The organism is Larkinella knui, assembly GCF_003858645.1.
Classification (GTDB): domain Bacteria; phylum Bacteroidota; class Bacteroidia; order Cytophagales; family Spirosomataceae; genus Larkinella; species Larkinella knui.
Window position 1 is genome coordinate 224,391 of record NZ_RQJP01000001.1, and the last position, 24,006, is coordinate 248,396.

Below are 24,006 nucleotides of genomic sequence, written 5' to 3' on the forward strand. Positions count from 1 at the left end.
AATCAAAACCTCCTGACAAGGCGTAGAGCTTTTGTCAGGAGGTTTCTTGCGAAATACCGGTTGGATACTTACGTATTTTCTACCGGTTTAGGTACGATTGACTGGCGTGGTCAGAGTTTAAAAACGCGTTTATAAATCGGTTTCCGGTAGGCAAACAAACCATACATAACGGGATACAAAAGAAAATCCGTTAGGCGCGTGGGGGTTCGAAAAGTGATTTCGTCGCCAATCCGGGTGTGATCACCCTCCCGAATGATGCGGTGTTTGTGGTGCCAGTAGGCGAGGAAAAAAGGCAATTCGGTTCCTTTGTCGACGAAATAAATCTCCTGATCGGTTTCCTGCTGCTCGATGATCGCGCTAATCCAGTTCTGTTTAAACAGCAGAAAATTTAGGCGCAGATGCACGGTATCGCCAGTCAGACAGCCGTCGAATCGAACCACCTCGACGGGCGGGAACGGTGGGCTGAGTTGGTCGAACAACTGCCGGGTAAACCCCGCCCACACGCGCCGGTAATCCTGCTGAACCGGTGTATAAAGGGTTATTTTCATGGGTTTCGTACCCACGGACCTGGGTCCGTGTTTTTTAGTATTCTCAGTCGGATTACAGCGTAAAGGCCATATTCCGGGGTATTAAAAAACACGGATCAAAGTCCGTGGGTACTAGAGTTGCTCCAGAATCCGCTCCATCGAAACCGCCTGACCAATGTGCTGCTTGAGCTCGCTGATGGGCATCCGGATTTGTTCGGTGGTGTCGCGGTGGCGAATCGTGACTGTATCGTCTTCCAGTGTCTGGTAATCGACGGCGATGCAAAACGGTGTGCCGATCAGATCCTGACGCGTATACCGCTTGCCGATGGCGTCGCGTTCTTCGTAAATGACCCGGAAATCGCTGCGCAGGAGCTTCAAAATCTGCTGGGCTTTTTCCGGTAAACCGTCTTTGCGAACGAGCGGGAAAATGGCGGCTTTTACCGGAGCCAGGGCCGGGTGCAGTTTCAGGTAGGTCCGGGTTTTCTGGGTTTCGCCTTCACCCACCACTTCTTCCGTAAACGCATTGCAGAATACCGCCAGAAAGAGCCGGTCGGCGCCCACGGAGGTTTCGACCACGTACGGGATGTAATTGCCAAACGGTTTTCCGTTCTCGTCGAGGTCGTTATCGAAATACTGCTGCTTTTTCCGGCTCAGTTCCTGGTGGCTTTTCAGGTCAAAATCGGTGCGGGAGTGAATCCCTTCCATTTCGCGGAAACCAAACGGAAACTGATATTCGATGTCGACAGCCGCGTTGGCGTAGTGCGCCAGCTTCTCGTGAACGTGGAATTTAAGTTTTTCGGCGGGCAGACCCACGGCTTTGTGGAAGTTCAGCCGGGCTTCTTTCCATTTTTCGTACCACTCCATTTCCGTGCCGGGCCGGACAAAAAACTGCATTTCCATCTGTTCGAATTCCCGCATCCGGAACGTAAACTGCCGGGCCACGATCTCGTTCCGAAACGCCTTGCCGATCTGGGCAATGCCGAACGGAATCTTCATGCGACCGGTTTTCTGAACGTTCAAAAAGTTGACAAAAATGCCTTGTGCGGTTTCAGGACGGAGGTAAATCAGGCTGGAATCTTCGGCCACGGAACCCACCTGCGTCGAAAACATCAGGTTGAATTGCCGCACTTCCGTCCAGTTGGCGGTTTTCGAAATCGGGTCGACAATGCCTTCGCTGATGATCAGTTCGCGAACACCATCGAGGTCGTTTTCGCCCAGCAACCGGGCCATTTCGAGCAGCAGTTCGTGGCCTTTTTCGGGCTGGCCATTGGCTGCGTATTCTTCGGCTTTTAATTCGAGCAACTGGTCGGCGCGGTACCGTTTTTTGGAATCCTTGTTGTCGATCATCGGGTCGTTGAAGGAGTCAACGTGTCCCGACGCTTTCCACGTCAGCGGGTGCATGAAAATAGACGCATCGATGCCCACGACGTTGTCGTGCAGTTGCGTCATGGCCTTCCACCACACCGATTTGAGGTTATTTTTCAATTCAACGCCATTCTGACCGTAGTCATAAACCGCCTGTAACCCGTCGTAAATTTCGCTGGACGGGAACACGAAGCCGTATTCTTTGGCGTGGGAGATAATGTCTTGCAGAGAGGTGGCGGGGGCCAGTTTCGGTTTTGCGTCTTCCATGATGCCGCAAAAATACGGATTTAGACCAGTCGCCTGACAAAAATTTTATACTTTTGAGTAGATCGCCAAAACTGTTCCGGCTTACGTTCCAACCCCATACACACTCAACCTGCTTTTGAGGAGTCGAATTTCTTCCTGCATGGCTTCGACTTTCTGTAGCAAATGACTGATCGCGTCGATACCGTCCAGGTTGATATTTAACTCATAATGAAGTGTACTGAATTTCTCGATAGCCGGGATCTGGTGAATCGGAATGAACTTTCGTTCTTCCACCAGCACCAGTTCGATCAATCCGTATTCTTCCAGTGAAAAAACAAAAGTATGTTCGATGTTGTACTTCAGGCAGTAGTCCTCAACGAGAATCACATCGTCCGGTTGCATAGCACGATTTTTATGATTGAGAGATTTCTTTGAATAGCTCCTTCTGTTTTTCAGTTAATCCGGTCGGGATTTTGATGGAATACGTGACGTAGAGATCACCAAATTTGCCATCCTGTTTATAAACCGGGAAGCCTTTTCCTTTCAGACGGACTTTCGTTCCGTTCTGGGTTTCCGGACTCACTTTCAGTTTTATTTTTCCGCTCAGCGTGTCGATGGTGAGGTCTCCGCCCAAAACCGCCGTGTATAAATCCAGCTCAACAGTCATATAAAGGTCGTCGTTCACGCGCTTAAAAACCGGATCTTCGGCAATGACGAAGGTGATGAACAAGTCGCCCGCCGGTCCACCATTGGCACCCGGCCCGCCCTGTCCTTTAAGCTTGATCACCTGGCCGCTGGCGATTCCGGCCGGAACGGTAATTCGGATATTCTTGCCGTTGACCGACAGCGTGTGCTGGTGGGTCTGGTACGCTTCCCGCAAATCGATGTGCAATTCGGAGGTGTAATCCTGTCCCCGGAATGGCGTCTGTCGGCCACTACGCGGTTGTTCGCCGAAAAAGGATTCAAAGAACTCGGAAAAGTCGGTCCCCGAAAACGCATCACCGGAAAACCGCTGCCCGCCCGAATTAGCGCTTTGCTGCGCTTGTCGGGCCTGCTCGAATTGGTCGGCATGGCGCCATTCTTCGCCGTATTGATCGTATTTTTTGCGCTTGTCGGGGTCACTCAAAACTTCATTGGCTTCATTGATTTGCTGGAATTTGGCGTTAGCTTCTTTGTCGTTGGGGTTGAGATCCGGATGGTATTTCCGGGCCAGTTTCCGATACGCTTTTTTAACATCGTCCGTCGACGCACTTTTATCGATGCCGAGTATTTGGTAGTAATCAATAAATGCCATAGCGGTGTATAACGTATATGCTGGGTGTCATATGGCCCGGACTTTCGCTAGTCAAACCGCCAACGACGCGATTTGTTCGCCTTCACTTCCGGCCTTGCCTCACGATGATCGTTTCCGGATCAATCGACCCCTGAATTTACACAGGTTCTGATTTGAAAAGCAACTTCTTTTTGAAAGGAGGCTGTTACTTTTCGTTTTTCTGCCGTCTAATAAACAAGTTCCGGAAAATCCACCGTGACACCAACCTCAATGCATTCCGGAACGTTTTCATGAAGAAGGTAGTGGCCATACTCCGTGATTATTTGGGTGTATCGCAACAGGAAGCCCGGGGAATGTTGGTTCTGCTGATGCTCACCGGCTTTCTGTTGCTGCTACCGCTGCTGTACCGCTGGTGGATTCCCGATTCGGTTCCTGATACCTCCGTGTCTGACAAACGCCAGCTTGATAGTCTGGTTGCCCTGCTCGAACTTGACCCGACGGTTGCGGATGACCGGCCGGAAAACACCCCGGGCCGTTACGAACCCGCCACTGAAGCCCGAAAAGCCGAACGGTTTGCCTTTGATCCCAATACCATCGACGCCGAAACCTGGCAACGGCTGGGTACGCCCCGCTGGCTGGCCGACCGCATTGTGCGTTACCGCTCCAAAGGCGGGCAGTTTCGAAAAAAAGAAGATGTACTGAAAATTTACGATTTCTCGCCGGAATTGTATGAAGAACTGGAACCGTATATGCAACTCAGTACGGCTGAACGTTCCTTTAAAAAACCGTATAAGGATCGCGAGCACTACGCCGAAAATGAACCCGCCAGCAACCGGCGTTTTTCGACCGACAAACCGGCTTATTCAACCGAACGATTTGCAAAACCGGTCTTGCAACCGTTCGATATTAATACCGTTGATACAACTGAACTGATAAAGCTGCGCGGGATTGGGTCGAAGTTAGCCAGTCGGATCGTGAAATTCCGGGACGCCCTGGGCGGTTTTATTTCCACCGACCAGTACGCTGAAATTTTCGGGCTCGATTCGCTGGCGCTGGAAGAATTGAACACATACGGTCGGCTTCAAACGCCGGCAAAAAAAATAGCGGTCAATACCGCTACTGCTGAAGAACTCGACCGGCACCTTTATCTGTCCAGGAAACAAGCCGAAATTATCGTCAATTACCGCACCCAACACGGGCCTTACACCTCGCCCGAATCGCTCCGGAATATCCGCATTCTCGACGCCAGGACCATTGAGAAACTGAGGCCTTATCTGGACTTTTAAAAATAACATCCGAATGGCAAAACGCTACATAACACACCGGTCAGATTTTGAAAACCTGACCGGTATGTTATGTAGCGTTTTGCCATTCCATTAAAAGTTCGGTTTGAGCATGTATTTCATGTAAAAATCATCGATGGCTTTTACGGCTTCGTCCGGCGTATCGACCAGTGAAATCAGCTTCATGTCGCCGGGATTGATGTTATTTTCCTTGCCCAGCATGGTTTCTTCGATCCAGTCGACGAGCCCCTGCCAGAACGACCGGCCCACCAGGACGATGGGAAAACGGGCAATTTTTTTCGTCTGAATCAACGTCAGCGATTCGAAGAGTTCGTCGAGCGTTCCAAAACCGCCCGGCAGCGCAATAAATCCCTGCGCATACTTAACGAACATTACTTTGCGGACGAAGAAAAAGTCGAAATTGATGTTCTTGTCCGGATCAATGTAGATGTTGCTTTCCTGTTCGAACGGGAGTTGAATGTTCAGACCGACTGATTTTCCACCTTGTTCAAAAGCCCCTTTATTACCGGCTTCCATAATACCGGGTCCACCGCCGGTGATGACGCCGTAGCCATGCTTGACGAGTTTAGCCGCAATTTCTTCGGCCATCTGGTAATAGGGATTATCGGATTTCGTCCGCGCCGAACCAAAAATAGACACGCAAGGTCCGATTTTGGCTAATTTGTCGAACCCTTCGACAAACTCGGCCATAACTTTGAAAATAACCCAGGAATCGGCAATTTTTATTTCATTCCAATTTCGATCCTGGAACGCTTCCTTGATGCGTTGCTCGTCCGGCGTCAGCAGGAGCTCATCGCGTTTGGGAAGATCTTTCTTTATTTGGGAAACATTCTGAGTTTCAGATCGCTGTACTGTTTTTTCTGCGTCCATGTTCTGTTATGGTTTAGGAGTTAAGGAGCTGAAAATGAAGGAGGCATTGAATTCTATCGGTGCAACCTGCGTTTTTTCAGTTTCCCGGTTCTCCACTGGTGGGTATCTTTCCAAACCTCCTGATCAGCCCCGGCGAGAGCAGGGTGAGCAGGGTTTGTAAAATTTCCGGTATGAATTGCGTTGATGATCGTTATTTGATCGCTTAATTTGTAAAAAAATCCGATCCTGTTGCGTTGTTCGGACCCGGTTCTGTGCAGAACCGGAACATAATAACGTTATACCGTAGTTTTAGTTTCATTCGTCAATAAAAATCCTATGAGACCCTCAATTGCCGTTGGTGCCGATCATGCCGGCTTTGCCTATAAACAAGAAATCGTGGCCTGGCTGGAAAAGGAAGGCTATCCGACGAAGGATTTCGGGACTTACACGGAAGCCTCCGCCGATTATCCGGATTTTGCACATCCTGTGGCCATTGCCGTAGAAACGAAGCAGTTTGACTGGGGGATTTTAGTTTGCGGCAGTGGGAATGGCGTGGCCATCACGGCCAACAAACACCAGGGCATTCGGGCGGCTCTCTGCTGGAAACCAGAACTGGCCGAACTGGCCCGCCAACACAACAACGCCAACATCCTGTGCCTGCCGGAGCGCTATATTTCGGCCGAAGATGCGATTGAATGCGTCAAAGTATTCCTGAAAACGGAATTTGAAGGCGGTCGTCACCAGACGCGCGTCGGAAAAATCAGTTGTTGACCGCTTCTTCTTTTCGGCGATACACACCGTCCAGATCGGTCTTTTCATAGAGGGTGGACAAGGAGGGGGCTCGCTGAAATAGCTTTTTCATAACCCCCTCTTTGTCAATGATATAACTCGGCGGGTCTTTTCGAAAATGATCGTAAACGCTGATCACACTTTCGTAATTATCCAGATTGCGAAGGTCATATTTCGCTAAATCCCAGTTCAGGTAGGGGGTTGCCGCCTGGTTATTGCGGTAGGCACTGAGATCTTCGCCGATCACCAGAATTTTCTGTTTCTGAATATGCCGGTCGATGGGCGAAGTTTTCACCTGTAACGCGCTCAACCGGCCCAACTCCCAATTTCGAACCAGCGGCAAGGCACCCTGATAGAGAATGAGGAGAGTAAAAATGAAAACGCCCAGAAAAATCAGCTCGGCGACCCACTCCCGACGAATGCCCTGAAAGTAATAGGAGGCAAAAAATGCCAGCGCCGGAACAAAGCTAATGAATAGCATTGGAGCCAGAAAAGGCATCAGACCGACCGAAATAAAGGCTGTCAGCGCCCAGATCATCATGATTTGCTGGCAACGTTGCTGGAAGTTTACGTACCGGGTCGTTTGACGAAAAAGGCTCAGCAGCCCCAGTGTTCCCATGGCGAACGGGAGAAACATCGATGCCAGCAGGGTCTGGAAATCGGTCAGGTCGTACTGCCGCACCCGAAAAACCGACGACAGCAGATTGCGGTTAAAATCATCCAGACTGTCGGCCAGGTAATAATACAAAACCGTCAGTAAAATCGGGAAAGCAAAGCCGAAAAGCAGGAGGGAATGTTGCCGGAAACTCGCCCCGGTGAAGAGCAGCAGCGCCATGAGTGCCCAGACAATAAACAAGGCAGAAGGTAGATAAAAAAGGGCGGCCAGACTAATGTAGAAACCCACTTCAAACACTTCATCGGTGGCACCCCGCCGGTCCATTTGCTTGATAAGTGTTCCGAAAGCCAGCAGTAAAAAAGTGGTCGATAAAAGCACCGGCGACAAGGTGCTGCAATCGAACGACATGTTCAGGAATACCGCGTAGATCAGGCCGGGAATCCAGTTGCGGTCGGGGTAAATGTCGCGCACGTTCATCACCCAGTTGAAATACAAAATCTGGAAAGCCGCCACGGCCGTTCCGGCCATGTGATAGGCCGTTATCGACCGCCCAAACGTGAGGTCGAGCAGCCAGTAGACCAGGGCCGACAGCGGGCTGATGCTGTCCCAGATATCACGATACAGAAGATTTCCGTTGTGCATCTGTTCCCCAACCAGCATCCAGTTTAGTTCCGGAATCAGCAGCGGGGGGGGAGACAGCAAAAACGGCAATCGAATCAGGATCAGCAAAAGCAGCAGACCGACGATCTGAAGGGTGGCGTTTACCCGAAAAAAACTTAACAATGGCCTAGTTGGTTTACCGTATGTACGCGGAAATGGAACGACGAAATTAAACCTTTAAGGTGAAAGAAGTCGAATAAAAGGCGGATATTTGCGGTAGTGATTAAATGAATCGCGCGGGCAACCCCGAATGAATAATGAACACTGAATACGGGCTATTGACTATCGAAGGAGGATTTTAGAGCAATTTCAGTAGTCATTATCGCACAGGCGGACCCTTCATTATTCGTTAATTTTAAAAGAGTATGGAATCGAAACGACAACAGAAAGTATCGAGGTTGTTGCAGAAAGATCTGAGTGAAATCTTTCAGCGTGATAGCCGACACCTGTTCAACGGGGCCTTTATTACCGTTACGAGCGTGCGGGTGTCACCCGATTTTAGCATTGCCCGGGTGTATCTGAGCTTTCTGGCCACCCCCAATAAGGAGTCACTTCTGGAATTGATCAAGGAAAAAAGCAAATCCATTCGTCAGCAACTGGCCGACCGGGTGCGCCACCAGCTTCGGATCATGCCGGAACTGCATTTTTACCTCGATGATACCGCCGAATATGCTGCCAAGATGGACGCTATTTTTGCCAACCTCGAAATTCCACCCGCTCCGGAAGAAGAAGATGAGGAATAAGTCCTGTCCCACACCATGAACCTTCCCCTCTGGATCGCCCGACGGTATTTTTTCTCGAAACGCAAGCGTAGTTTCATCAATTTGATTTCGCTGGTTTCGATGCTGGGCGTTGGTGTCGGCACCATGGCGCTGGTGGTGGTGTTGTCGGTATTTAATGGCATGGAGGAGTTGAACCGGATGATTTTCAAGACGTTCGAAGCCGATCTGACCGTGGCACCCGCGCAGGGAAAACGCCTGACGGTTTCGCCCGGTTTGATGCAGAAAATCCAGAAAACCGGTGACGTTGTTCTGATTACCCAGGTCATTGAGGACAATGCGCTGGCGCGATACCGGGATGGGCAGACGGTTGTCAAACTGAAAGGAATCGACAATTCGTACCTGCAACGCCGGCAATTGGATACGGCGTTGGTGCAGGGAAAATTGCGGTTGCAGGAAGATGGCATTAATTATGCGCTGGTGGCCGAAGGAGTGCGAAATGCACTGCTGATCTCGCCCGAGGACATGCTGACACCCCTCGAACTCTGGTATCCTCAAAACCGGAAAACCTACTCGGTGTTGTCATCGGATGCCTTCAACCGGGCGGATTTTGCGGTTTCGGGCGTCTTTTTCATCGAAGATAATTTCGACGATTACGTGTTGGCTCCCATCAGCGTGGTTCGTGAACTGGTTGGCTATCAGCAAAATCAGTTATCTTCGCTGGAATTGCAGGTGAAACCGGAGGTTGACTTACCCGCCTTGAAAAAAACGCTGCAACAGCAACTGGGCGGAAAGGTGGTGATTAAGGACCGCGATGATTTGAATCCGGATTTGTTTCGGGCCATCCGCATTGAGAAATTATTTGTAACGGTAACGCTGACGTTTTTGGTGCTGATCGCATCGATCAACATCTTTTTTTCGTTGTCGATGCTGGCCATCGAAAAGAAAGACGACGTCGCTATTTTGTATGCGATGGGGGCGTCTCCTTCGCTTGTCCGGCGGATTTTTTTATTCGAAGGCTTAATTGTCGCTTTTATTGGGGGCCTGTTTGGCCTGGTGCTCGGTATTGCGCTGTGTTTGTTGCAGCAACGGTTTGGCTTCGTATCGATGGGCATTGAAAGTTCGCTGATCGACGCTTACCCGGTCAAGCTGCAGGCCAGCGATCTGGTGATAACCACCGTCATTGTGATTGTGGTTACCAGCGTGGTTTCGTGGTTTCCGGCCCGGAAAGCGGCTGCCGTATCGAAAGCCGTTGATAGTGTGCAGTAGACGAATGAAAATTACTTACTAAAAAACGGTTTTTCTCGTTTTGAATAAGGCTAAGTGAATGATCAGTATGCTTAAAATTATCCGAAATAGCGGGTTCTTACTTCTACTGCTAATCGGGAGCCAATGGGCACTGGGGCAGACAAACCGTGTTGGCGATCCCGAGAAAAAAAACGCTCCGGTATCGGTCAACGGGCCGTATAATCCGAGCCGTACGCTGCCCAACGACCTGTTGCACACCCGGCTCGATCTGAGCTTCGATTGGGTGCGCCAATGGGTGCACGGAATTGCCCGGCTGCGGTTTAAACCCCATTTCTACCCCCAGAATACGCTGGATGTCGATGCAAAAGGGTTTGACATCAAAGGGGTTTTTCTGCTCGATACCCTCAAAACCGGCGAAACGGTTTTCGACACGCTGAATTATACCTACAACGACCGGCAAAAGATTCACATTCTTTTACCGCGAACCTATACCCGGGCCGATACCTTCGATATTCAGATCGTTTATACCGCCAAACCGAATGAACGACCGCTGGGGGGCAGTGCGGCTATTACGCAGGATAAAGGGCTGTATTTTATCAACCATGACGGGGCCGAACCAAACAAACCCCGCCAGATCTGGACGCAGGGCGAAACCGAAGCCAACTCGTGCTGGTTTCCGACCATCGATACGCCGAATGAAAAAATGACGCAGGAAATTTACCTGACCGTCGAGACTAAATACCGCACCCTTTCGAATGGGAAACTGATTTCGTCGACCGTAAACCAGGAAGGATTGCGCACCGATTACTGGCGGCAAACGCTGCCCCACGCGCCTTATCTGGCCATGATTGCCGTCGGCGAATTTGCCTATGTGAAGGACTCTCTGGCGGCTACACCCGAGCGTGGGCCTCTGGAAATCAGCTACTTCGTGGAACCGGCTTACGAGAAGGATGCCCGTGCGATTTTTGGCCGGACGCCCGCGATGGTTGAATTTTTTGAAAAGAAATTTGGGGTTCCGTACGTCTGGGAGAAATACAGTCAGATTGCCGTCCGTGATTTTGTGACCGGTGCCATGGAGAATACCACAGCCACCGTTCACGGTGAAACCGTTCAGATGGACGGGCGTCAACTGGTCGATGGGAATTCCGACGATGTAATTTCGCACGAACTGTCGCACCACTGGTTTGGCAACCTGGTGACCGCCGAATCCTGGGCCAACCTGCCGCTGAATGAAGCCTTTGCCACTTACGCTGAATACCTGTGGCGCGAACACCGCGAGGGCGCTTACTCCGCCGATATGCACGGTCTCGACGATCTGAATCAGTACATCGCCGAATCGGAAATCAAGCAGGAACCGCTCATTCGCTATCGATATACCGACCGCGAGCAGATGTTTGACAGCCATTCGTATGCCAAAGGGGGGCGGGTTCTGCACCTGCTCCGCCGAACCGTGGGCGATGACGCTTTCTTCGAAGCCCTGACACTTTATCTGAAACGCCATCGGTTCAAAACCGCCGAATTGAGTGATTTGCGCGAAGCGTTTGAAGAGGTGACGGGTGAAGACCTCAACTGGTTCTTTGACCAGTGGTTTCTGAAACCGGGCCATGCGGTGATCAAGGTTGAAAAAGAATACCGGCAGGGTGGGGTGCAGTTGACGGTAATTCAACAGCAGGATTCTACGAAGACCCCGATTTATCGGTTGCCGGTCAAAGTCGATGTCTGGGTGAAAGGCCAGAAGAAAACCTACGATGTGGTAGTTGACAAAGCCAAACAGGTGCTGAATTTCTCGGTGGAACAGCGCCCGGATTTGATTGTATTTGACGCGGATCACCGCATTGTCGGTACGGTGGAGCAGGAAAAGAACAAACCGGAGTTGATTTTTCAGTATTACCACGCTGACAATTACGTAGATAAATACGAGTCGATTACCCGGCTTGAGGATAAAAGCAACCTGATCGATTCGACGGTTCGGCACATGATGATGGATGCGATGCAGGATAAATTCTGGAAAATCCGTCAGGTGGCCGTTGGTAATTTTGCCGAATACGATGGGCAGGAGTTTGCGGAAGTGGAGCGCATTGTGCAAAGCAAAGCCCGCAACGACGAGCGCTCCCTGGTGCGGCAGGAGGGAATCAATACGCTGGCTTCGTATGCCGACAACGTCAATGATCCGCTGTTTCGGGAAGCGCTGAACGACACCTCGTATGCGGTGGTATCGTCGGCGCTGGATTCCTATCTGTTGTCAAAACCGGGCGATGCCGGTGAAATTGCCGCCCGGTTTGAAAATGTGCCGAATGGCGATATTGTGACGGCCGTGGCCAACTATTACGCCAATTCGACCGATTCAAGCCGGTATAGCTGGTTCATCAACAAGATGAACACCATGAAATCGCAGGATTTGTATAATTTTCTGCAGGTTTTCGGAAAGTATCTGATCCGATCCGGTGCCGATACGCAACGGCAGGCGATTCCCATGCTGGAAGTGATGGCCCGGACGAGTCCGGCCTATTTCGTCCGGTTTGGTGCCTACCAGGTTCTGGGTTTATTACAGGATATTGAAGGCGTCAAATCCATGCGGAAAGACATTCGTCTGAGTGAGCGTGACCCGAAGTTAAAGGAAATGTACGAGCAGTTTAAAGATTTTTAAAAACCACTTAATCGCAAAAACAAACCCAACAAAACCTATGAAGAAACCCCTTTTTACTTCGATTTTAGTTGCTTTTTTTGGCATTACCGCTGTGCTGGCCGCTGGTCCGATTGACGGAAAGTGGACCGGAAAAATAGGCGACGATTATGCATTAACCCTGGACCTGAAAACGGACGGCAACCAATTGACCGGAACGATTGGTAACGCAGACGGTGCCATTCCAATCAAGGAAGGAAAGGCGGATGGTGCCAGTTTTTCATTTAAAACGGAACATGAGGGAAACGTTATTCCCATTAAAGGGACCGTTGAAGGTGATAAAATGATCCTGTCCGTTAATTACAACGGCAACGAGATTCCTGGAACGCTGACGCGGCAAGGCGGTGCCGGAAACACGGCAACGGCCAGTCGTCCGAAAGGAAAACCGGAAGAAACGGAAGTATGGGACCCGGTTCCAAAGGTGATCACACCGGGGAAATCACCGCTTGATGCACCCTCCGACGCCGTTGTGTTATTCGATGGCAAGAACCTGGATCAGTGGGTGACGGTAAAGGACAAATCACCGGCCAACTGGACGGTTTCCAACGGCGTTCTGACGGTGAACAAGGCTGCGGGAAACATTGAAACAAAGCGCTCATTTACGAATTACCAACTCCATATCGAGTGGAAAATTCCTCAAAATATCTCTTTGAGCGGTCAGGCCCGGGGCAATAGCGGTATCTTTTTAGCTTCCACTGGGCAGGGCGATGCGGGTTATGAGTTGCAGGTGCTGGATTCGTACGAAAACAAAACCTACTCGAACGGTCAGGCGGGCAGTATCTACAAACAGGCGATTCCGCTGGCCAACGCCAGCAAAAAGCCGGGTGAATGGCAGGTGTACGACGTAATCTGGAATGCTCCGAAATTCAATGCAGATGGCTCGGTGCAGACGCCGGCGCACGTAACCGTCATCCACAACGGAGCGGTTATTCAAAACAATTATGAACTGAAAGGCGAAACGACCTACATCGGTCAGCCCCAATACAAAAAATACGAATCGGCACCAATCAAATTACAGGCGCACGGCGATAAAAGCGAACCGATCAGCTTCCGGAATATCTGGGTGCGGGAGTTGTAGTGTGCTGCAACGGACAACCAATTTTTGGAAAAGGGCGGCTTTGGTCGCTCTTTTTCTTTTAAAACCGCCCTGTATTTCTCCGGTGGTCAACATTCAGGTTCAACCTAATCAAGTGGCGTGATGGCAGACTTTAAAAACCTGAACGAAAGCATTGCATATCTTGAAAAGATAGACTTTCAGACTGATTCGAACGTGCGTCCTGTGTCTATTGATGGGTTATACAGGTTGCTATATCTATCGAATAAAGAACTGGCGGTAAACAATCTCTTTCTTTATGGATTGAAAATCGAAACGATCAGGGTGTATATTTTACCGGATTCCGGTTTTTTAGCAGGGTTTCATCTTTTTTTTTATACCGATGATTCCCTGTTGAAATCCATCGAAGGGGATATCGGGAAGTATGCCATAGTGGCCGGATGGGGGCTGGATGATGAAAACGCCAGCGATTTCGATATTTTTTCGTGGAATTATCGCCCGTATGAAATTGACCTTCATAAAAGGAAACGCTTCTTTTCTGATGACAAGCCTGGACCGGTTCAGGATATAATTTCGGGTACGACAGCCGCTTATAAATCCCTGCAACAAGTGTACTTAAACGCGATTCGGGAGCAGTAGTGTGCGGAATCAATCCCCCGGCACCGGCGTTATTATTTTGATACGGAGACGATATTTCGTTATTTGCGAGGGTCGTTTTCTGCCCACTGTGCAGACTGTTTTTCGGCAACTTACCAATGAATAAACCAGAAAAGAAATTATTTTTGCTGGATGCGCTGGCCCTGATTTATCGCGCCCATTTCGCCTTCAGCAAGGCACCACGCATCACCTCCCGGGGCCTCAATACCAGCTGCGTTTTCGGATTTACGAACGCCTTGCTGGAAATCCTTCAGAAAGAAAAACCGACCCACATCGGTGTTGCGTTCGATAGCAGTAAAAAGACCTTCCGGCACGAGGCTTTTGTGGAATACAAAGCCAACCGCCAGGCCATGCCCGAAGACATCAGCATCGCCATTCCGTATGTAAAACGGTTGGTGGAAGCCATGAATATTCCCATCCTGATTCTGGATGGCTACGAAGCCGACGACATCATCGGAACCCTCGCCAAACGGGCGTCGAAAGCTGGTTTTGAGGTGTTTATGATGACGCCTGACAAGGATTACGGGCAACTCGTTGAAGAACACGTCTACATCTACCGCCCGGCTTTTATGGGCAAAGGTGCTGAGAAACTGGGTGTCAAAGAAGTGCTGGACCGCTGGCAGATTCAGGAAATTAGCCAGGTGACCGACATGCTGGGTTTAATGGGCGATTCGGTCGATAACATTCCGGGGATTCCGGGCGTGGGCGAGAAAACCGCCCAGAAACTCATCGCCGAGTTTGGCACCGTCGAAAACCTGATTGCCAATGCCAGCCAGTTGAAAGGAAAACTGAAAGAAAACGTCGTGCAATTTGCGCAGCAGGGCCTGTTGTCGAAGCAACTGGCGACCATTCACCTCGACGTTCCGCTTGATTTTAACGAAGACGCCCTGCTGCATACCGAAGTTGATAAACCCAAATTATCCGCTCTGCTGGATGAGCTTGAGTTTCGGCAACTGCGCCGTCGGCTGGTGGGTGACGACGATTCGGAACCGAGCCCGTTTCCGGTTTCGGCTCAACCGGGCCCAAAGGGGCAGATGGGTTTATTTGATGAAGCTATTCTGGCACCAGCAGCACAACCGAACGCCAAAAATGCCTCCGGGGCCGATGATTTGCCGTTTTCACTGGATGAAAAATCAAGTGTGGGTGCGGCCATTTCGGCTTTTGAAAAAGCAACCCGACCGAAGGTCATGCCTGCTTCGGACGAAAATCAAGCCGATTGGACGGAAGTCGAACCCGACGAAAACCAGCCGGAACGCCGTCGGACTATCCACTCGGTGGTTCACGATTACCGCCTTGTCGATACGCCCGAACTGCGGAAAAGTTTGGTATATTACCTGAATCAGCAGGATACGCTCTGTTTCGATTCCGAAACGACTTCCATGGACCCGGTCGAAGCGGATCTGGTGGGCCTGTCGTTTGCCTATCGCAAGGGCGAAGCGTTCTATGTGCCGGTGCCGCCCGACCGCGCGGGTGCGCAGGCGATTGTGGAGGAATTCCGGCCGGTATTTGAGAATCCGGAGAGTATTAAAATCGGCCAGAATCTCAAGTACGATATGCTGATGCTGAAAAAATACGGCATTGAAGTGCAGGGGAAACTGTTCGATACGATGGTGGCGCATTACCTCATCGAACCCGAGCAGCGGCACAACATGGACATTATGGCCATGACGCACCTGAACTACGAGCCAGTTTCCATCGAAACGCTGATTGGCAAGAAAGGTCCCAAACAGGTAACGATGCGCGATGTGGAGATTCAGAAAGTGGTTGAATATGCCGGCGAAGATGCCGACATTACGCTGCAGTTGAAAGACACTTTTTTGCCGATGCTGGAAAAAAACCAGCTCACCAAACTGTTTTACGAGGTTGAAATGCCACTGGTGCGGGTGCTCAGCGATATGGAACTGGAGGGCGTCAAGGTGGACATGAACGCGCTGGCGGAACTCTCGGCGACGCTGGAGACCGACATTCGGCAGGTGCAGAGTGAGATCTTTGACTTGGCGGGTGGTCCTTTCAATGTGGGTTCACCGAAGCAACTGGGCGAAGTTCTGTTTGATAAGCTCAAGCTGGATAATAAAGCCAAAAAGACCAAAACCGGTCAGTATGCAACCGGCGAGGAAGTTCTGACGGATCTGGAAGCTGACCACGAAATTGCCCGTAAGATCCTGGATTACCGGGAGTTGGTGAAGCTGAAAAATACTTACATTGACGCGCTTCCGCTCATGATGAGCAAGCACGACGGCCGGATTCATACCTCGTTCAATCAGGCGGTGGCCGCAACCGGGCGGCTGAGTTCGACCAATCCGAACCTGCAGAATATTCCAATCCGAACACCCCGTGGGCGCGAAATCCGCAAGGCGTTTGTGCCGCATAGTGAGGATTTTCTGATCATGTCTGCCGATTATTCACAAATCGAACTCCGCATCATGGCGGCTTTCAGCGGTGATCAGACCATGCTCGATGCGTTCAACAACGGCATCGATATTCACACCCAAACCGCCAGCAAGGTGTTTAAAGTACCGCTGACGGAAGTCGACGCAGACATGCGCCGGAAAGCCAAAATGGTCAATTTCGGGATTATTTACGGTATTTCGGCCTTCGGACTTTCCCGACGGCTGCGGATTCCGCGCAAGGAAGCGGCCGAAATTATTCAGGAATATTTCGCGGGTTTTCCGGCTATCAAGCAGTACATGGACGGAGCCATTCAAAAAGCCCGCGAATGTGAATATGCCGAAACCATTCTGGGACGGCGCCGGTATTTGCGCGACATCAATTCCCGCAACATGACCGATCGGAGTTTTGCCGAACGCAACGCCATCAACGCGCCCATTCAGGGGTCGGCGGCTGATATGATCAAAATCGCCATGATCAATATTGATAAATTTATTCGTGAAAACCGCTTGAAATCGCGCATGATCCTGACGGTTCATGATGAACTGGTTTTCGACGCCCACAAAGATGAACTGGAATTATTGAGGGAAAATGTCGGCGAACTGATGCGAAATGCCATTCCGTTGCCGGTAAAAATGGAAACCGGAATCGGCGTTGGCGAAAACTGGCTGGTGGCGCATTGAAAGAAGGGTTTCGGTTTACGGTGGCTGACGCGTTACACTTCGCAGACCATCAAGAACGCGTCAGCTACTGTAAGCCGAAATAATATAGAATTAATAAGGCTTCCAGTGACGGAAGCCTTATTTTTTTGTTAGTATTGAATCACTAATCCCTCATTACATGAAAAATATTCTGGTCCCAACTGATTTTACCGGCACTTCTGACCTGGCGCTTGCCTGGGCCAAATTCATCGCCAAGCAATATATCCACGATGGATTGGAAACAACACTGGTTCTGGCCCACGTAACGCAGCCTTATATTCCGGATACTACGCTGCCGACGGGTGAGGTGGGTGCGGGTATTCTGGCCGCTCAGGAAATGGAAGATGTGGGCGAGCTGAACCTCCATGAAATGGCCGAACAGCTTGAACGGGAAGGGTTTACCACGCGAATTGAAACGCGTTTTGGCTCAATCGACGGGGAGATTGTTGAGGTTGCCGATGAGCTGAAACCGGATCTGATCGTGATGGGTCGGAGCCATATCGATACTTTTTTTGACTGGCTGGCGGGTAGCTCGGCCGCCGATGTTGCCATGACTGCCCACTGCCCGGTATTGGTCGTTCCGACTCTGGAACATGGCCAGAGCCACCCGGTTCGTTTGCAGAATATCGCCTATGCAACGCAGCTGGAATTTGACGAAAATCACATTCTGCGGCCGGTGGTCAACCTCGTTCGAACCTTCAATTCCAATCTGCGTCTGGTTAAAATCAAGGCCCTCAATCAGCCAAACGTGTACGACGACCGGCAATATCTGGATCAGATCGAGTCGGAATTTGGCCGCGAGCGGTTTGTGGAAGATACCGTCAATGCCGACAATGTGACCGAAGGGCTGACGAAATACATCAAAACCAACCAGATTGATTTACTGATTATGGCCACCCGCGAACGCGATTTCCTGAGCAAACTGCTCAATCCCAGCCTGACAAAGCGCATGGTGTTGAGTTCTGACGTGCCGGTGCTGGTCTATCACGCCGAAGAGAAATAAGAAATACCCACGGACTCCGGTCCGTGTTTTAGACCACCATTCCCGGCATTCAAAATCCGTCTTCAGCGTGCTACAAAACACGGACTGAAGTCTGTGGGTACATAAAAAACGATGGGCAGACACCGGTACAAACATTCTGAAAAAAAAGTGGGCGCTTCGCCGGGCACACTCATTTATGTTGGTCAGGAGATCGATTATAAAACCAAGATTCGCCGGATTCTGTACAACGAAGCTACGTATGTCGTCGAAAACCTGAAGCGGTTGGACTCCTGTGGTCGGCCGGTGGCCGATTCGCCCTTTGTTTCCTGGTTAAATGTCGATGGGATTCACGAGCCCGCCGTTGTGGAACGCATTGGCCAGCAGTATCATTTGCACAGTTTGCTGCTCGAAGATGTCATGAATTCGCAGCAAAAGCCCAAAGTGGAGGAATACGATGGGGCTTACCTGTTTGCAACGCTCAAAATGCTGCATTTCAATACCACGAGTCAGGAGTTGGAAAATGAGCATCTGAGCTTCGTTTTGGGAAAAAACTACCTGATTTCCTTTCAGGAAGAACGGAAAGAGGATTTATTTCAACCGATTCTTGGCCGCATCGAGGCTTCTTCTGGTAAAACCCGGCGCAACGGTCCCGATTATCTTCTGTATGCGTTGATGGATTTAGTGGTCGACCACTATTTTGTCGTGCTCGACAGCATCGGCGAGAAGCTCGAAATTCTGGAAAACAGCATCATTCAACAGGTGGCCGGGCAGCAAACGCTGACGCGATTGTATACCTTGAAGCGCGAACTGACGTTGATGCGTAAAGTGGTCTGGCCCGTTCGGGAAATGATAAACCGCCTGATTCTGGAGGATAGCGACCTAATTCGGCCTACAACAATGCCCTTCCTGCGCGATCTTTACGACCACGTGGTTCAGGTCCTGGATAGCATCGATTCGTACCGCGAACTGGCGACCGGTTTGCTGGATGTGTACCTGTCCACCCTCAGCAACCGCATGAATTCGGTCATGAAAACGCTGACGATTTTTTCGGCGATTTTTATGCCGTTAACCTTCATTGTGGGTGTTTACGGAATGAATTTTGACAACATGCCCGAGCTACACACCCGCAACGGGTACTTTGTGGTGCTGGGAATCATGTTCATTCTCCTGGTTTTAATGGTTATTTACTTCCGCCGAAGGCGGTGGTTCTAAGTTTACAGTTTACGGTATTCGGTTTACAGTGGCTAACGCATTCTGTTCGTGCGTCAGCCACTGTAAACCGAATACCGTAAACTGAATACCAATTTTTATGACAATTCAGGAATTTGACATCAGTACAGCCGACGTGTATCCGTTGACCGATAGTCGTCAGGTGTTATCGCCGACCCAAACCGGATCGGCTAAACCGGTATTTTTTGCCATTCAGGGCGAACACCACGATGGTCATCGGTTTATTACGGAGTTGTATGCCAAAAATGTGCGGCAGTTTGTGGTTGAAACGGCCGCCCTGACGCCCGAACTCCGGCACGAACTGGCGAAACTTCCCGACGCCCGGATCTGGGAAGTTGGCAGCAGTTTGAGAACGTTGCAGGATTTGGCCGCCCGGCATCGCAGCCGGTTTGCCATTCCGGTTGTGGGCATAACCGGAAGCAATGGCAAAACCATCGTTAAAGAGTGGCTGGCGCAGGTGCTTGCGCCTGATTTTCTGATTCAGAAAAGTCCGAAAAGTTACAACTCGCAACTTGGGGTTCCGCTATCGGTCTGGCCGATGAATGAAAAGCACACGCTGGGTATTTTTGAAGCCGGTATTTCAAAACCGGCTGAAATGCAGGCACTTCAATCGATTATTCAGCCTACCATCGGCATTTTTACGAACATCGGCCCGGCCCACGATGAAGGTTTTCGGAGTTGCAAACAGAAAGTTGCCGAAAAGCTCCGCCTGTTTCGAAATGCAGATACGTTGATTTATCGGAAATCCTATTCAGAAATTGATGAAGAAATTCATCTGCTGCTCACAGCCGTCAATCCGGCCATCCGGCTCATCGGTTGGTCGACGGATCAAAGCGCCGAACTATCGGTCTTATTTACCCCGCAAGCCCGGGGGGCGCAGATCGGCGTGCGGTGGGAGGGACGCGATTGCACGGTTTGGGTACCGTTTTCGGACTCCGCATCGCTCGAAAATGCGACGCATGTTCTGCTGGCTACGCTGGTTTTGGGTGTCACGGACGAAACCATTTTGCGGGACCGTTTTGCCCGTTTACGGCCCGTTTCGATGCGTCTTGAACTGAAGGAGGGCATTCATCGTAATTTGCTGATCGACGATACGTATAACAACGACCTCGCGGGCCTGTCGATTGCGCTCGACTTTTTGAACCAGCAGGATGCTTCGCGGCAGAAAGTGCTGGTTCTGTCGGATTTGCTGGAAACCGGTATGAAGCCCGACGAGCTGTATCCGGCCATTGCCCGGATGGTGACCGAAAAAGGAGTCCGGCAGTTGGTGGGCGTCGGTCCCGAAATCGGTCACTATCAGTCGGTTTTCACCGTTCCAACGCATCTTTACTCAACCACTGACGCCCTCCTGCAGTCGGGATATCTCAACGAACTGACGGACTCGGTCATTCTGGTGAAAGGTGCCCGCCGGTTTTCGTTCGAAAGCGTAGTCAACCGTTTCGTGCAGAAATCACACCGTACGGTGCTGGAAATCAACCTGGATGCTCTAACCCACAACCTGAATTTTTACCGGAACAAAGTCGGCTCGCAAACGAAAATCATGGTGATGGTCAAGGCGTTTGCCTACGGAAGCGGCAGTGCGGAGGTCGCCAGTTTGCTGCAATACCACCGCGTCGATTATCTGGCTGTTGCCTATGCCGATGAGGGCGTTGGCCTTCGCCAGAATGGTATTAAGTTGCCCATTATGGTCATGAATCCGGCCCCGGAGTCTTTTCGGCAACTGATTGACTTCCAGCTGGAACCGGAAATTTTCAGTTTTCGGATTTTGGAAGAATGGTCCCGGTTTCTGAAAGAAGAAAACGCTCCGGTATCCGGCGAAAAACCGGACGTGACCTTTCCGCCCATTCATATCAAACTGGATACCGGGATGCACCGGCTGGGATTTTTGCCGGTTGAAATACCGCTTTTAGGCCAGTTGCTGAAGGCACATCCGGAACTCCGGGTGGCTTCCGTATTCAGTCATCTGGCGGGTTCGGATGAAGCGGAACACACCCCATTTTCGCAGGAACAATACCGGCAATTCATCGCCGGAGCCACGGAGTTGGAGCAGTTGGTTGGCTACCGGCCCTTGCGGCACCTACTCAACTCGGCGGGAATCGTACGTTTGCCCGAATTTAAACTGGATATGGTGCGGCTCGGCATTGGCCTCTACGGGGTCGAAGTCAGTAAACTGGAGCCACAACAGGTACAGGCTGTGGGAACGTTGAAAACCGTTATCAGCCAGATCAAAGAACTCAAATCCGGTGAAACGGTGGGCTACAGCCGCCGGGGCGTTCTGACCCACGACGCCCGGATTGCTACGCTGGCCATTGGCTATGCCGATGGTTACGACCGCCGGTTGGGCAACGGCGTCGGACAGGTTTGGGTCAATGGCGTTTTGTGTCCTACGGTTGGCAGTATTTGCATGGACATGACCATGATCGATGTTACGCAGGCTGCGGCCCGGGAAGGCGATGAGGTTATCCTGTTTGGTCAGCCCGTTTCCATTGCTGACCTCGCCGGGCGCATCGGGACCATTCCGTACGAAATCCTGACGGGCGTCAGCGAGCGCGTTAAACGGGTGTTTTTCAGGGAGTAAAATAAAAAAGCCCGCCAGCCGGAATCCGACTGACGGGCCTCATCTGTCCCCACAAACCGCTCTCACAGGGTTCTTCCGGGTTGGCAGGTCATGACCTGGCCAACTCCACACTTAAAATTATTTCGGTAACTTGGCTCTGGCTGCTTCCAGGGCCTGTTTTTTGGTGTCAAAATCCTTCGCTGAACTGATCTGATCATTCTTGTTGGTTTCCGTATCACGGATTAACTGCTCCAGCTCACGGGCATTCTCGTCCATTTTTTTAACCAGATTGTCTTTCTCTTTTTTATTTCTTTCGAGATCACGAACCAGTTTTTCGCCTTGCTTGACTAATTTTTCCTGCTTTTTTTGCGCTTCCGTGAACGTATCGTCCGCCAGTTTGATGTCGTAATTGATTCGGGTGCGTTCCGCAAACTCTTTCAATACCGTTTCAACCTGACCATAGAGGGCATCCCCGGGTTTAACATAATCGGCGTTGCCTTTGTCGACTGCCAGAAAAACGGTAGCCTTGTTTTTATCCGAAGAAACCTTGCTGGCCACGTTCAGCGGCTCGTTTGAAAGAGCCGGAACATTGGCGGCTGGAACCTTATAGATGCCACCACGGCCCGTTGTAACTTTGCCGTACGATTTTAATAACGTCTCCCATTCTTTTTCAACAAATTTGCCTTCGATCGGCAGATTGAGAGAGAGACCCATCAGCGAAATCTGGTCTACTTTTTCAGTAGCCGAAGATACCGTTTGGGCCAGAACCGGCTGAACGGCAGCAGCAATTCCCAGAAAAACTGAGCAAAACAAGACGTGTAAGAACGATTTAATCGATAATGTTTTCATTTGAGTAACGATGGATGAATTGGTTTTCGTGTAATTAAAATTCGTTTCTTCTTATCAACTAGTGTGGTGGCAAACAGGTAATGCACTCCACCGGCGGCTAAACCGAGTTTTTTACGCAGCATTTCGGCCGGTTCTGGAAAGTTCCGAACACTCAGATTAGCTTTGGGTTCTGGCAAAAACGACTGAACCTCTTTGCGATCCGGTTTACAATTTCCCACTACTTCAAATGAACGGCCCGGAAAGTCGGGTATCCATTGATCACTGGTGTACAAATGACTATTGGGTGCTAATTTATATAAACCAAACCGCTCCGCTACTGCCCGAAATGCCCCTGCTTTCAATATAGACGCATTGGGTTCGTATAAGTAACGCATCGGGTCGCCGAATTGAACAGGAACGGTTCGTTCTTCGGATCGACGGAAAATAAACACTTCGTCCGGTCCGGTTGACCGGAGGTTGATCGTGGTAACCGCAACGTCCGGATCTTCATGAGCCTTCAAAACAAATAAAACTTCCTTGCATTCATTATCGACCGAAACAATATGAACCGCAGCCACGTCGGGCAATTGCCGTATAACGGCTTCAATATCAATCAGCGGTGATGTTTTTAACAATACTGAAGTGGCTTTTTTTCGAAAACCGGTCGAAATTCCGGTACCGTACCAATCCAGAATGTTAGGCTCACAATCTTCCAGTAGCACCACTTTCCCGCCCTGCTGGTTGCGCCGGGCCGGATCCAGATAAAACCAGTCGGCCGTATCCGTGAAACGGGCCAAAAAATCGTTTGCATCGGTATTCCGGCCCTGATTCGCCTGGAAATCAATCGTATCTCCCCCCAGTTTAGGAAGGTTAAAAGCCGCCAGTTCGGCCAGATCGGGCTGATGCTCAATATAAATGACCCGATCCGCCTGCCGGGAAAAGGCCAGCGAATCGACGCCCATGCCGCCGGTTAAGTCGATTAATAAAGAAGGTTGGCCACCATTTTTAGCCACAATTGACGCTTTATAAGCCGCCGTCCGTTCCGAGGAAGCCTGTTCGACCGATAGAGCCGGCGGAAATACAAGCGCGGGGTTGGCATACCAGGTTGGCAGTTTGATTTTAGCTTTTTGCCGGGCTACCAACTGAGCGGCCACTACCTTTAAACGAACATCTGCCGGGGCTGACGTATGCAGGAGCAACGTGTGGGGATCAGCGTGTAAGTGTTCCTGAATAAATGTTTGTTCCGCAGCCGTTAAAAATGTCATTAATTAAAGAAAAATTAGTAACTATGAAAAGATTAAAAAAGGATTAAAATTTTATGACGAGTTTT

19 protein-coding genes are annotated in these 24,006 nt (G+C 50.5%); 11 read left to right on the forward strand and 8 right to left on the reverse strand.

Annotated elements, in window-relative coordinates; genetic code table 11:
• Window positions 1-110: 110 nt before the first annotated feature.
• The 4 genes from EHT87_RS00870 to EHT87_RS00885 all read right to left on the reverse strand — a co-directional run bounded on the left by EHT87_RS00870 (window position 111) and on the right by EHT87_RS00885 (window position 3,432).
• Window positions 111-548, reverse strand: coding sequence for an SRPBCC family protein (locus tag EHT87_RS00870; protein ID WP_124902923.1), 438 nt, complete (start codon window positions 546-548; stop codon window positions 111-113).
• Window positions 549-659: 111 nt separating this feature from the next.
• On the reverse strand, window positions 660-2,159 hold the full coding sequence (locus EHT87_RS00875) for a glycine--tRNA ligase (protein ID WP_124902925.1): 1,500 nt from the start codon (window positions 2,157-2,159) through the stop codon (window positions 660-662).
• A gap of 81 nt (window positions 2,160-2,240) precedes the next feature.
• Window positions 2,241-2,540: a chaperone modulator CbpM gene (locus EHT87_RS00880; protein ID WP_124902927.1), complete on the reverse strand. Its 300-nt coding sequence runs from the start codon at window positions 2,538-2,540 to the stop codon at window positions 2,241-2,243.
• 10 nt (window positions 2,541-2,550) lie between these two features.
• A complete protein-coding gene (locus tag EHT87_RS00885; protein ID WP_124902929.1) occupies window positions 2,551-3,432 on the reverse strand; it encodes a DnaJ C-terminal domain-containing protein in 882 nt (293 codons plus the stop codon).
• A 269-nt stretch (window positions 3,433-3,701) separates the two neighbouring features.
• Between EHT87_RS00885 and EHT87_RS00890 the strand changes: the two genes are divergently transcribed.
• Entirely contained in the window at window positions 3,702-4,697 is a 996-nt protein-coding gene (locus tag EHT87_RS00890) for a ComEA family DNA-binding protein (protein WP_124902931.1), read from the forward strand.
• A 90-nt stretch (window positions 4,698-4,787) separates the two neighbouring features.
• On the opposite strand, the gene EHT87_RS00895 is transcribed toward EHT87_RS00890, so the two are convergent.
• Window positions 4,788-5,585, reverse strand: coding sequence for an LOG family protein (locus EHT87_RS00895; RefSeq protein ID WP_124902933.1), 798 nt, complete (start codon window positions 5,583-5,585; stop codon window positions 4,788-4,790).
• 315 nt (window positions 5,586-5,900) lie between these two features.
• On the opposite strand from EHT87_RS00895, the gene rpiB reads away from it, so the two are divergent.
• Window positions 5,901-6,335: a ribose 5-phosphate isomerase B gene (rpiB, locus tag EHT87_RS00900; RefSeq protein WP_124902935.1), complete on the forward strand. Its 435-nt coding sequence runs from the start codon at window positions 5,901-5,903 to the stop codon at window positions 6,333-6,335.
• Here the strand turns inward: rpiB and EHT87_RS00905 are convergent.
• Window positions 6,325-7,752 carry a hypothetical protein gene (locus tag EHT87_RS00905; protein ID WP_124902937.1) on the reverse strand — a complete coding sequence of 476 codons (1,428 nt, stop codon included), beginning with the start codon at window positions 7,750-7,752 and terminating at the stop codon, window positions 6,325-6,327. The two genes, rpiB and EHT87_RS00905, sit on opposite strands and share 11 nt — an antisense overlap.
• Window positions 7,753-7,994: 242 nt before the next feature.
• On the opposite strand from EHT87_RS00905, the gene rbfA reads away from it, so the two are divergent.
• The 9 genes from rbfA (at window position 7,995) to EHT87_RS00950 (ending at window position 21,869) form a co-directional block, all read left to right on the forward strand.
• On the forward strand, window positions 7,995-8,372 hold the full coding sequence (rbfA, locus tag EHT87_RS00910) for a 30S ribosome-binding factor RbfA (RefSeq protein WP_124902939.1): 378 nt from the start codon (window positions 7,995-7,997) through the stop codon (window positions 8,370-8,372).
• A gap of 15 nt (window positions 8,373-8,387) precedes the next feature.
• Window positions 8,388-9,617: an ABC transporter permease gene (locus EHT87_RS00915; protein ID WP_124902941.1), complete on the forward strand. Its 1,230-nt coding sequence runs from the start codon at window positions 8,388-8,390 to the stop codon at window positions 9,615-9,617.
• A gap of 67 nt (window positions 9,618-9,684) precedes the next feature.
• A complete protein-coding gene (locus EHT87_RS00920; RefSeq protein ID WP_124902943.1) occupies window positions 9,685-12,243 on the forward strand; it encodes a M1 family metallopeptidase in 2,559 nt (852 codons plus the stop codon).
• Between the two features lie 37 nt (window positions 12,244-12,280).
• A complete protein-coding gene (locus tag EHT87_RS00925) occupies window positions 12,281-13,357 on the forward strand; it encodes a 3-keto-disaccharide hydrolase (protein ID WP_221621967.1) in 1,077 nt (358 codons plus the stop codon).
• 120 nt (window positions 13,358-13,477) lie between these two features.
• The gene (locus EHT87_RS00930) at window positions 13,478-13,972 is read left to right on the forward strand and encodes a hypothetical protein (protein WP_124902945.1); all 495 of its coding nucleotides are present in this window, start codon (window positions 13,478-13,480) and stop codon (window positions 13,970-13,972) included.
• A gap of 116 nt (window positions 13,973-14,088) precedes the next feature.
• Window positions 14,089-17,061 carry a DNA polymerase I gene (gene polA / locus EHT87_RS00935; RefSeq protein WP_124902947.1) on the forward strand — a complete coding sequence of 991 codons (2,973 nt, stop codon included), beginning with the start codon at window positions 14,089-14,091 and terminating at the stop codon, window positions 17,059-17,061.
• 157 nt (window positions 17,062-17,218) lie between these two features.
• Entirely contained in the window at window positions 17,219-18,082 is an 864-nt protein-coding gene (locus EHT87_RS00940) for a universal stress protein (RefSeq protein ID WP_124902949.1), read from the forward strand.
• 111 nt (window positions 18,083-18,193) lie between these two features.
• Window positions 18,194-19,273: a magnesium/cobalt transporter CorA gene (corA, locus tag EHT87_RS00945; protein ID WP_124902950.1), complete on the forward strand. Its 1,080-nt coding sequence runs from the start codon at window positions 18,194-18,196 to the stop codon at window positions 19,271-19,273.
• 97 nt (window positions 19,274-19,370) lie between these two features.
• Window positions 19,371-21,869 (forward strand): bifunctional UDP-N-acetylmuramoyl-tripeptide:D-alanyl-D-alanine ligase/alanine racemase, encoded by a 2,499-nt coding sequence (locus tag EHT87_RS00950; protein WP_124902951.1) that lies wholly within the window; start codon window positions 19,371-19,373, stop codon window positions 21,867-21,869.
• A 117-nt stretch (window positions 21,870-21,986) separates the two neighbouring features.
• Here the strand turns inward: EHT87_RS00950 and EHT87_RS00955 are convergent, their stop codons facing one another.
• Together EHT87_RS00955 and EHT87_RS00960 are read right to left on the reverse strand one after the other, a co-directional pair.
• Window positions 21,987-22,697 (reverse strand): hypothetical protein, encoded by a 711-nt coding sequence (locus EHT87_RS00955; RefSeq protein ID WP_124902952.1) that lies wholly within the window; start codon window positions 22,695-22,697, stop codon window positions 21,987-21,989.
• Window positions 22,694-23,941 carry a THUMP-like domain-containing protein gene (locus EHT87_RS00960; RefSeq protein ID WP_124902953.1) on the reverse strand — a complete coding sequence of 416 codons (1,248 nt, stop codon included), beginning with the start codon at window positions 23,939-23,941 and terminating at the stop codon, window positions 22,694-22,696. Before EHT87_RS00960 ends, EHT87_RS00955 begins: the two co-directional genes overlap by 4 nt.
• Between the last annotated feature and the right edge of the window lie 65 nt (window positions 23,942-24,006).

Excerpts from the sequence above, each read along its gene's own strand:
- EHT87_RS00870 (WP_124902923.1), bottom strand. The coding sequence starts at position 548 with ATGAAAATAACCCTTTATACACCGGTTCAGCAGGATTACCGGCGCGTG.
- EHT87_RS00920 (WP_124902943.1), top strand. The coding sequence starts at position 9,685 with ATGCTTAAAATTATCCGAAATAGCGGGTTCTTACTTCTACTGCTAATC.
- EHT87_RS00930 (WP_124902945.1), top strand. The coding sequence starts at position 13,478 with ATGGCAGACTTTAAAAACCTGAACGAAAGCATTGCATATCTTGAAAAG.
- EHT87_RS00880 (WP_124902927.1), bottom strand. The coding sequence starts at position 2,540 with ATGCAACCGGACGATGTGATTCTCGTTGAGGACTACTGCCTGAAGTAC.
- EHT87_RS00955 (WP_124902952.1), bottom strand. The coding sequence starts at position 22,697 with ATGAAAACATTATCGATTAAATCGTTCTTACACGTCTTGTTTTGCTCA.
- corA (WP_124902950.1), top strand. The coding sequence starts at position 18,194 with ATGGGCAGACACCGGTACAAACATTCTGAAAAAAAAGTGGGCGCTTCG.
- polA (WP_124902947.1), top strand. The coding sequence starts at position 14,089 with ATGAATAAACCAGAAAAGAAATTATTTTTGCTGGATGCGCTGGCCCTG.
- EHT87_RS00925 (WP_221621967.1), top strand. The coding sequence starts at position 12,281 with ATGAAGAAACCCCTTTTTACTTCGATTTTAGTTGCTTTTTTTGGCATT.
- EHT87_RS00960 (WP_124902953.1), bottom strand. The coding sequence starts at position 23,941 with ATGACATTTTTAACGGCTGCGGAACAAACATTTATTCAGGAACACTTA.
- EHT87_RS00885 (WP_124902929.1), bottom strand. The coding sequence starts at position 3,432 with ATGGCATTTATTGATTACTACCAAATACTCGGCATCGATAAAAGTGCG.
- rbfA (WP_124902939.1), top strand. The coding sequence starts at position 7,995 with ATGGAATCGAAACGACAACAGAAAGTATCGAGGTTGTTGCAGAAAGAT.
- EHT87_RS00950 (WP_124902951.1), top strand. The coding sequence starts at position 19,371 with ATGACAATTCAGGAATTTGACATCAGTACAGCCGACGTGTATCCGTTG.
- EHT87_RS00915 (WP_124902941.1), top strand. The coding sequence starts at position 8,388 with ATGAACCTTCCCCTCTGGATCGCCCGACGGTATTTTTTCTCGAAACGC.
- EHT87_RS00875 (WP_124902925.1), bottom strand. The coding sequence starts at position 2,159 with ATGGAAGACGCAAAACCGAAACTGGCCCCCGCCACCTCTCTGCAAGAC.
- EHT87_RS00940 (WP_124902949.1), top strand. The coding sequence starts at position 17,219 with ATGAAAAATATTCTGGTCCCAACTGATTTTACCGGCACTTCTGACCTG.
- rpiB (WP_124902935.1), top strand. The coding sequence starts at position 5,901 with ATGAGACCCTCAATTGCCGTTGGTGCCGATCATGCCGGCTTTGCCTAT.
- EHT87_RS00895 (WP_124902933.1), bottom strand. The coding sequence starts at position 5,585 with ATGGACGCAGAAAAAACAGTACAGCGATCTGAAACTCAGAATGTTTCC.
- EHT87_RS00890 (WP_124902931.1), top strand. The coding sequence starts at position 3,702 with ATGAAGAAGGTAGTGGCCATACTCCGTGATTATTTGGGTGTATCGCAA.